Source organism: Phenylobacterium sp. Root1290, from assembly GCF_001425305.1.
In the GTDB taxonomy this organism is placed as follows: Bacteria; Pseudomonadota; Alphaproteobacteria; order Caulobacterales; family Caulobacteraceae; genus Phenylobacterium.
On record NZ_LMEE01000004.1, the window covers coordinates 216,135 to 224,120 of the forward strand.

The 7,986-nt window shown below is 63.7% G+C and carries 9 protein-coding genes; 3 read left to right on the forward strand and 6 right to left on the reverse strand.

The features are described from left to right. On the reverse strand, positions 1-672 hold the full coding sequence (locus ASC79_RS19200; protein WP_082532266.1) for a DUF4142 domain-containing protein: 672 nt from the start codon (positions 670-672) through the stop codon (positions 1-3). Positions 673-1,051: 379 nt separating this feature from the next. Here ASC79_RS19200 and ligD point away from each other — a divergent pair, with 379 nt between their 5' ends. Then, positions 1,052-3,646 (forward strand): DNA ligase D, encoded by a 2,595-nt coding sequence (gene ligD / locus ASC79_RS19205; RefSeq protein WP_056026159.1) that lies wholly within the window; start codon positions 1,052-1,054, stop codon positions 3,644-3,646. A gap of 250 nt (positions 3,647-3,896) precedes the next feature. Here ligD and ASC79_RS19210 read toward each other — a convergent pair whose 3' ends face one another. Further along, on the reverse strand, positions 3,897-4,079 hold the full coding sequence (locus tag ASC79_RS19210) for a hypothetical protein (RefSeq protein WP_056026161.1): 183 nt from the start codon (positions 4,077-4,079) through the stop codon (positions 3,897-3,899). 123 nt (positions 4,080-4,202) lie between these two features. Further along, complete coding sequence (locus ASC79_RS21230) at positions 4,203-4,379, reverse strand: hypothetical protein (RefSeq protein ID WP_156378493.1); 177 nt, start codon at positions 4,377-4,379, stop codon at positions 4,203-4,205. A gap of 168 nt (positions 4,380-4,547) precedes the next feature. Between ASC79_RS21230 and ASC79_RS19215 the strand changes: the two genes are divergently transcribed. Then, positions 4,548-5,072, forward strand: a complete 525-nt coding sequence (locus tag ASC79_RS19215) for an MbcA/ParS/Xre antitoxin family protein (RefSeq protein WP_082532267.1) — start codon at positions 4,548-4,550, stop codon at positions 5,070-5,072. A gap of 110 nt (positions 5,073-5,182) precedes the next feature. After that, the gene (locus ASC79_RS19220; RefSeq protein WP_200937245.1) at positions 5,183-5,740 is read left to right on the forward strand and encodes an RES family NAD+ phosphorylase; all 558 of its coding nucleotides are present in this window, start codon (positions 5,183-5,185) and stop codon (positions 5,738-5,740) included. Between the two features lie 57 nt (positions 5,741-5,797). Here ASC79_RS19220 and ASC79_RS19225 read toward each other — a convergent pair whose 3' ends face one another. The 3 genes from ASC79_RS19225 to ASC79_RS19235 form a co-directional block, all read right to left on the reverse strand. Next, complete coding sequence (locus ASC79_RS19225) at positions 5,798-6,355, reverse strand: RES family NAD+ phosphorylase (protein WP_369817340.1); 558 nt, start codon at positions 6,353-6,355, stop codon at positions 5,798-5,800. Continuing rightward, entirely contained in the window at positions 6,306-6,656 is a 351-nt protein-coding gene (locus tag ASC79_RS19230; RefSeq protein ID WP_056026166.1) for an MbcA/ParS/Xre antitoxin family protein, read from the reverse strand. Before ASC79_RS19230 ends, ASC79_RS19225 begins: the two co-directional genes overlap by 50 nt. A 115-nt stretch (positions 6,657-6,771) precedes the next feature. Beyond that, positions 6,772-7,689, reverse strand: coding sequence for a nucleotidyltransferase and HEPN domain-containing protein (locus ASC79_RS19235; RefSeq protein ID WP_056026168.1), 918 nt, complete (start codon positions 7,687-7,689; stop codon positions 6,772-6,774). Positions 7,690-7,986 lie beyond the last annotated feature (297 nt).

Sequence of the window (7,986 nt, forward strand, 5' to 3'; positions counted from 1 at the left end):
TCAGCGCTTCACGGCGTCAGCCGCCTTGCCCACCGCATTCGGTTGAGCCGCAGCGCCGTGACCGGCCTCATCATCTGCCGTTGTGGAACGGTCGAGTTTCGTGACCATTTGCGCATGCATTTCCAATTTGGGCGCAGTGGCGGCGGCGAAGGCCTTCAGGTCCTGATTGTCTCCCGCCTGGGCGTAGCCGTTGAAGGCCAGAAGCGCCTCGTGGTGGGCCATCGTTTGCTGGTCGAGGTAGCGGTCGTCAAAGTCGTTGGCTGACGCGCCCGTCAGGTTGTCGAGCATGCCCTTGCGCCGCTCGTCCATTCCCGTGGGCAACGGCCCGGGCGCCTTTCCCGAGGCGACAAGCGCCTTGAGCTTTTCATCGGCGGCCGTGTGATCGGCGATGATCATGTTCGCTGCGGCCCGCACGTCTGGGTTCTTGGATCTGGTCAGGGCGAGCTTTGAGGACTGAATTTCGTACATGCCTCCGATCGCCGCGTCGCGAATGAAGGTCGGGGTGTTGATGGCGCTCGCAGCCGCCGTCGACACTCCGGTCGCGGCGCCCGCTACATCCTGCGCCACATTGACGACCTCGTTCGTCTGACCCGCGGCGCGTTGCTCGTCGGCCGCAGGCTGACAGGCCCCCACGAGGCACGCCGCTACGATATGAGGGAGGATGGTTTTCATGGGTGAGGTCCGAAGTTTGCTGAGGACCACCAACGGTCTTGATCGACCGCTGTTCCGCCGCGCTTAGGGTGCGGGCAGACAAAAACCCTTTATATAACAATTGTTAGACGGCTGAGCGTCGTACGCTCGCAAGAGAACGGCCAAGTTTGCCTCCCACGTTCCGTCGCAGGGAGGCGGCTCGAGCGCTCGACTTGCGCCCTCTCTTGCGGCTGGCGCTACAGTTCCCAGGCGGCTCTCGGGCCGCCTCCAAGAGGGCCCTGCCAGCCCTAAGGCGAGTGCGCCGCCGCCGCTCTGGGCGGCTGTGGGACAATCTCATCTTGCGTCGAAGGATCGACGCCGCGCGCTCTTCGTTGACTAGGCGGGAACATGGAAGGTCGCCATGACTGCAAGCAAACTCGCCAAGTATCAGGAGATGCGTGATTTCAACGAAACCGGCGAACCGTCTGGCGAGAATGCGAAGGTCGTAGCGTCAGACGCTCTAAGGTTCGTCATTCAGAAGCACGCCGCCAGCCATCTGCACTTCGACCTGCGCCTCGAGCATGAAGGCGCATTCCGCTCCTGGGCCGTACCGAAGGGGCCGTCGCTAAATCCGGCCGACCGGCGCCTGGCGATGGAGGTGGAGGATCATCCGCTCGACTACGGAGATTTCGAAGGGACGATCCCGAAGGGCCAGTATGGCGGCGGAACCGTCATGCTGTGGGACCGGGGATTCTGGGCGCCGGAGAAAGGCTTTGAAGGTGTCGAGCGCGCCCTGGCGAAGGGCGAGCTGAAATTCGTCATGGAAGGCGAGCGGATGCACGGATCCTGGGTGCTTGTGCGCACCCGCCGCGACAACCGTGGACGCGCCAGCTGGATCCTCATCAAACATCGCGACGAGGGCGCTGACGAAGAAGACGGCGGGCCGTCGGCCGCGGACCGCTCGGTCGCCTCCGGCCGCACGATGGATGGGATCGCCGCTGCAAAAGGCCGCGCGCCCACTCCGTTCATGACCCGCAAGGGCGCCGGTCCTGGTCCGGTGTGGCGCAGCAACCGCCAGGACGCCAAGAGCACGCCGCCTGCGCCAAAGGCAAAGCGTGCGGGCAAGAGCGCCGCACGCTTGCCGGACTTTATTGAGCCTCAACTGACAAAGTCGGTGGATCGGCCGCCGCCCGGCGCAGACTGGGCCCATGAGATCAAATTCGACGGCTACCGGATGCAGCTGCGCATCGAGGCCGGCCAGGCCCGGCTCATGACGCGCAAGGGCCTGGACTGGTCCGCCAAGTTTCCGCAGATCATTCGCGCCGGCGAGGGCATTGCCGACGCTGTCTTGGACGGCGAGGTCGTGGCCTTAGATTCCAGCGGCGCGCCGGATTTCGCGGCCCTGCAGGCGGCGATTTCCGAGGGCCGCACTCAGAACCTCGTCTATTTCGTCTTCGACCAGATGTTCGATGGGCGAGAAGATCTCCGCGCCATGCCGCTGAGCGATCGCAAGTCGCGCTTAGCCGCTCACATCGCCCAGGCCCCCGCGAACATCCGCTACGTCGACCACTTCACGAGCGCGGGCGACGCGGTTTTGCAATCGGCCTGCCGAATGAACCTCGAAGGCGTGGTCTCCAAACGTCTGGACGCGCCATACCAGTCCGGCCGCAGCGAGACGTGGGTGAAAGCCAAATGCCGCGCTGGCCATGAGGTTGTAATCGGCGGCTACACGACCACGGGGGATGCCTTCAGGTCTCTGATCGCAGGGGTCTATCGCGATGGCGATCTCGTGCATGTCGGACGGATCGGCACCGGCTTTGGGAGAGACAAGCTGCAACGGCTGCTGCCCAAGCTGCGGGAGCTGGAGACGAAGCAAAGTCCGTTCACAGGGCCTGGCGCGCCGCGCCGAACCGGCGAGATCCACTGGCTACGGCCGCTGCTCGTGGCCGAAATTGAATATGCCGGCTTCACCGGGGACGGCCAGATCCGCCAGGCGGCGTTCAAAGGCCTGCGCGAGGACAAACCGGCCGCGGACGTCGAGGCCGAGACACCGGCGGCCCGGACCACCCCGCTCGCCGAGCCGCGTCCTGCGGGCGCGACGGTCACGCCTCAAGGGGCTGCGACGGTGATGGGTGTCAACATCTCAAACAGTGGGAAGGCGCTGTGGCCGGACGGAGGTGATGGGGGCGCGGTGACCAAGCTCGACCTGGCGCGCTACTACGAGAGCGTAGGCGAATGGATGCTGCAGCACGTTCGTGGGCGCCCTTGCTCAATGATCAGGATGCCGGACGGCATCGATGGAGAGCAGAAGTTTTTCCAACGCCACACGGCCAAGGGTCAGTCGGCCTTGATCACCGAGGTCGAGGTTTGGGGAGACCGCAAGCCTTACCTGCAATTCGACCGGGTCGAGGCCTTGGTCGCAGCCGCGCAGACTGGCGCACTTGAGCTTCACCCCTGGAACAGCCACCCCTTCCTGCCCGAGCAGCCTGGACGACTGGTGTTTGACCTCGACCCGGCCCCTGACGTCGCCTTCGAGCGCGTGATCGAAGCGGCGAAGGAAGTTCGCACGCGACTGGAGGCGTTGGGCCTGGTCGCCTTCTGCAAAACGACAGGCGGGAAGGGCCTGCACGTCGTCACCCCGCTGAAAGCCAAGGGCCTGGATTGGGACGTCGCCAAGACGTTCGCGCGCGATGTCTGCAAGTCGATGGCGGCCGATGCTCCCGACCGCTACCTCATCAGCATGGCAAAGAAGGATCGGGAAGGGCGCATTTTCCTCGACTACCTGCGCAATGACCGCATGGCGACGGCGGTAGCGCCGTTGTCGCCGCGCGGTCGGCCAGGCGCCCCTGTCTCCATGCCTCTGGCCTGGACGCAGGTGAAGAAGGGCCTTGATCCTTCGAAGTACACCGTCCGCAGCGTGCCCAAGCTGCTTAAGCGGATCGCCGGTTGGGAAGATTACTGCGAAGCTGAACGCCCGCTCTCTTCAGCGATCAAGCGTCTTGGCCGTGCTCGATGATTATACGCCCCCTACCGAGCTTGCTGACATCAGTATTGGTCTTGTGCGCAACACACATTTGCCCCAGCATTCTGCCGCTTGCTGCGTTCGTTCGGATTCTCGGGGGAGAACCGATCGATTTGGTCTGAGCGAAGGCCCGCTCCCGGAACCCCTAGCGGAGCGGGCCACTTGCCCTTGAGCATGCCGAGGCTGAGCTCGGCCCTTCACCTCAGCGGGACAGATGCCGCCAAGCGCCTCTGCTGGTCACTCGCTACTGAGGCTTCTTCTTGAAGGTCGCGCCAACCACGGCAGCATCGCGCCCATCGGGCCCTGCCGCCTTGCGAGACTTCAGGCCCGTACGCTCGACGGCCTTGTCCGACAATAGCCCCGAGCGGCGCGCCAGGGGTTCGGCGGCGTTGGCCTTGCGGCCGGGGGATTGATTTTCGTTCGCCATGGTCTGTTCCTTGAAGGCTGCGGGCCAGGCTTCAGATGCGTGCGGCATCTCAAGAATGGCCCGACAGGCCCGTACTTAGGCGGGGCGGCAGCTCCGACACCGCGGCGCCAGAGCCTTGCTGGCCTAGATCCTGGCGTCGCCGGTATTGCCAGGTTGGATGGCGCCGGTATCGACGCCGGTAGACAGGCCGCCGCCGTCATCCTTGGCGCGATCGACCGGCGCCGGCTTCAGCTGTTCGTCTTCGCGCACCTTGGAGGTGTCGTTGTTGTCAGGCTTAGGCGGCTGTTTTTGATCGGTCATATTCGTTCTCCTGGGGACCTAGTCTCAACCCCGCCTGCTCTGGACGGTTCCGAGCGGTCCCTGCCGCATGACACCTCGCCCAAGAGCGAGAGCCGGAGGCTCGCCTGATCAGGCAAACTTGACGTTTGTACAAATTTGGACTATGTCCAATTCTGATCGGAGAATGAAGTGTCTTCCAAACCCCGCTTGGACGGAGATATTCAACCGGGGCCGCCGCGGCTGGACGTGGAGCGTTTTGCGCCGGAGAATCGACGTCGCTTGAGCGCTCCTGGCCTGCGCACCTTCCTCGCGATCAGCGACTTGTGGGGCCTTAGTGAAGAACAGCGCCGGCTGGTGCTCGGGCTTCCTTCACGGTCGACATTTCACAACTGGGCCAAGTCGGCCCGTGAGCATCGCGACATCACCCTCGATGTCGACGTGCTCATCCGTATTTCGTCCATCCTAGGGATCCACCAAGCACTAGGTGTGCTTCACGCGAACGAGGCGGACGCCGTCGCGTGGCTGCGCATCCCCCATCGCGCGACGGTGTTTGGCGGCCACCCGCCTTTGGCGCTCATTGTGAGCGGAACCCAGGACGGCTTGCTTGCTGTCCGGCGTTTCCTGGATGCAGCGCGCGGCGGCCTCTACATGCCGCCAAACGAGTTGGACCATGACTTCAGTCCATACTCAGACGCGGACATCGTATTCTCTTGAAGGCTGTGCACGCGCCCGCGCCGACGCCCAGCTTCCGCCTGGTTCCCTCGCGCTTTCCCCCGATCGGCGTTTTCGACACCGTCGCCACCCTGGCCGACCTTGAGGCGGTCATGGACCTGGCTGGGTGGACCAACGATCGACTGGTGGCTCAGCGCATCGCGCGCTTGCCGCAGAACGAGTGGGTCTACGGACGTCCCAATTCCAGCGTCGTCATGGCCGCCTTCCTTCATGTCGCTCCAGGCGGCATGCGCTTCAACGGACCCGATCTCGGCGCGTGGTACGCCGCCGACACGCTATCGACCGCCGCGGCCGAGGTGGGACACCATCTGCGACGCGAGGCCCATGCCAGGGGGTTGGCGACGGCCCAACGAACATATCGAACCTATTGCGCGACCCTGCTGGGTGAGTATCTCGACATTCGAGGCCAACAGTCCACGCACCCCGACCTCTATGACCCGGTCAGCTACTCAGCTTCTCAGACGATGGGTGAGGGCATCCGAGCTGCCGGGGAAAGCGGGATAATCTTTGACAGTCTGCGGCGCAGCGGCGGAACAAACATCGTCGCCCATCGCCCATTGAACATCAGCGAGGTCGTGCAGGCCGATCACTATGAGATATCCGTCACGGCGGCGGACAAGCGCATCGAGGTCAGACGGCTCGCCGCCTGATTTCCCACAGCTGGTGAGTGGCGTTAGGAGCGTTGACGCGCTCCACCGAGGCGCCCTTTAGACTTCGGCAAGGCGCCCCTCATCATCGATCAGCTGCAATCGACAGGGGAGGGAGGGGCCCCACCTCCACAGGACCAAATTGAGATCCTGCGCTCCCGCGCCCGCCGCGAAGCTCCTCACCAAGAGGCCATCAAAGCCCCTCGCGCTCAGCTCTCGGCTGAAAGCCTGGGTTCGAGCTTCACCGGCAGCCTTCATCTGATCGCGCCACGTGTCGTCTGCCAGTGCGGCGTGGTCCATCCCTTCAGCTGACAGCGCTCGGACGTCGCGCGCATCGAAGACACGTTCGATATCGGCTTCGTAGGAAACCAGCGTCGTGGGCTGAAGCGCGCCCACTTGGTTGGCCTCTCGCAAGGCTGTCATCGCGCCGAGCGACGTGTAGAGCGCGGGCGCACCCTTGGCGTTGAAGCGGCCTCCGTAGAGCGCCGCCCCGCGACCTGACATCGGTTCTCGGGCATAGATTGGGTTGAGAGCTCGATAGAGAGGTCCAGCGTAGCGCATCGCCTTGTCAGGCGTGGACGCCGGCGTCGACCGCGTCGATGTAGTCCAGGACATCATCTGCCCGACCGCTGCGCACCAGTTGCATTGCGGTCTGGCCCGAGAAGCCGGGCAGCGGTTCGGAACGGTACCAGGCATAGGCGATCAAGTCCGACCCGAACCTGGGCTCGACCTTGTTGAGCACCTCGGCCATTTCTCGAAGCCTGCGCTGCGTTTTAGGAGACTGAAAGCGATCCTTGCGCTGCACCGCGTCCTTGCCAAGGCCAGCCGTACGGGCCACCTCGTCAACAGTTGTGCGAAGGGCGTCGGCGATCTTGCGCGGCGCGAAGAAACCGCCGTCCGCATACTTCACCAGGGCCACGGATCGCACTCCCTTAAATGCCACATATTCTGACGCAATATGGCGTCAAAAGGATCGGCAATCAAGTTATCCATGCGGCGGGGGCGAATTCTCGCGGCCTCTCAAAGGATGAACGCTAGAGACCGGTCTGCCGTCGCAGTTCGTCCAAACGCTCGCGGGAGACAGTTTCGACGATGTCGCGCAAAGCCGCCGCCTCGGACGCCAGCGCCAGCAAGTCCTCGGCGCTGATTTCGTAGCTGGTCGAATAGCGCGCCTCCACATAGGCCCGCTTCAGAAGCTCAAAACGCCGACGGTCAGCGCGCTGCTCGCGCGGCCAAGCCGAGATCAACCGCGGTTCGCCCTGTTCCGCCAGCGAGCGGAGGAATTTGATGTTGTGGGAGCGCGGGAAGTAAAGCGTCCGCACCAACAGGAAGCAGGCGTAGGCCGTCTCGACTGCCTGGTGGAGATTGAAGGCTGCCTTGCTAGGCCAGTCGCCACCTTCGCCCTTCAAGCGGGCGTGTTCAGCAAGCTCAAGCCATGAATCCATAGAGGCCTGTTGCTTGCCGAAGTATCCCCTTGCCAGTTCGTAGGCGTCCTTCGCCGTCGGCGGCGCTGGATTGGCGAGCGGATGATTGGGCAACTCGTAAAGCAGCACGCCGTCGCGGACGATGTCGGTGAAGAAGTACTGCCCCTTGGAGAGCGCCTCGTTCACCTCCTGCATGGTGTGGACGATGATGTTGACCGTCCGCCCAATCTCCGGATTGCGCAGGATCTTGTCCTCGGCCACGTACCAGTAGTCGGCGATCTCGGTCAGCTTCTCGTGGCTGACGATGATCAGCAGATCGTAGTCGGACTGGTAGCCGTTCTCCGGTTCGTCGACCCAATCGTTGCGCGCATAGCTGCCGAACAGCGCGATCTTCAGGACCCGGCCCTGCTTGCGGAAGGGCTGGGTGCCGCCGGCGACCGCCGCGTCGAATTCGGCGAGCAGGGTCTGCGTCACCCGCGCCAGTTCGCGCTGCTGCAGCTCGGGAAGATGATCGAGGTCAGTTCTCATTACGTTCGAGTCTCGCCAATGGGCGACCCACTTGGCAAGCCCTTACCGTAAGTTGTCGTCCCGCCGGGCGTTGAGAACGTGCTTGAGCATACACGCCGGCGCCTTTAGCCCGAAGGCTTGGACATGCGCGCCGGCCGCCCGGCTAGCTCAAACCTGCAAAGCTAGGGCGCTTGCTTCCAAGGCCGTCATCCCAATCAGCGCGTTGGCGTCAGGTCCGCATTGGGTGGGTTGCAGGCATTCACGGCACTGACCGCCGGCCGTTTCCTGCCGGCACGAAGCGGCGTTGAAATCGGGCTA

Coding starts and splice junctions, on each gene's coding strand:
- ASC79_RS19220 (WP_200937245.1), top strand. CDS start 5,183: ATGGACCTGGCTGGGTGGACCAACGATCGACTGGTGGCTCAGCGCATC.
- ligD (WP_056026159.1), top strand. CDS start 1,052: ATGACTGCAAGCAAACTCGCCAAGTATCAGGAGATGCGTGATTTCAAC.
- ASC79_RS19210 (WP_056026161.1), bottom strand. CDS start 4,079: ATGGCGAACGAAAATCAATCCCCCGGCCGCAAGGCCAACGCCGCCGAA.
- ASC79_RS19235 (WP_056026168.1), bottom strand. CDS start 7,689: ATGAGAACTGACCTCGATCATCTTCCCGAGCTGCAGCAGCGCGAACTG.
- ASC79_RS21230 (WP_156378493.1), bottom strand. CDS start 4,379: ATGACCGATCAAAAACAGCCGCCTAAGCCTGACAACAACGACACCTCC.
- ASC79_RS19225 (WP_369817340.1), bottom strand. CDS start 6,355: ATGATGTCCTGGACTACATCGACGCGGTCGACGCCGGCGTCCACGCCT.
- ASC79_RS19200 (WP_082532266.1), bottom strand. CDS start 672: ATGAAAACCATCCTCCCTCATATCGTAGCGGCGTGCCTCGTGGGGGCC.